This is a genomic window from Mesorhizobium sp. M1A.T.Ca.IN.004.03.1.1, assembly GCF_003997555.1.
Taxonomy (GTDB): domain Bacteria; phylum Pseudomonadota; class Alphaproteobacteria; order Rhizobiales; family Rhizobiaceae; genus Mesorhizobium.
The window spans coordinates 1-234 of the sequence record NZ_RZTV01001129.1 but is presented as its reverse complement, the minus strand read 5'-3'; the positions used below and the strand labels follow the sequence as shown (position 1 = coordinate 234).

Annotated in this window: 1 protein-coding gene; it reads left to right on the top strand. The window is 65.8% G+C overall.

The genetic code is table 11. The features are described from left to right. A partial coding sequence (locus EOD29_RS35190; protein WP_127248933.1) for an SDR family oxidoreductase occupies window positions 1-234 on the top strand: 234 nt, incomplete at both ends.

Below are 234 nucleotides of genomic sequence, written 5' to 3'. Positions count from 1 at the left end.
GGGAGCAGCAGCGATTGCCGCTGCCGTCGAAGCCTTCGGCGGCTTGCGCGGCTTGGTGAATTGCGCCGGCGTCGCACCGGCCGAAAAGGTGATCGGCCGCGACGGGCCGCATCGGCTGGAGAGTTTTGCCCGCACGGTCGGGATCAATCTCATCGGTACGTTCAACATGATCCGGCTTGCCGCCGCAGCGATCCAGAAGACCGATCCGGATGCCGAAGGCGAACGCGGCGTCAT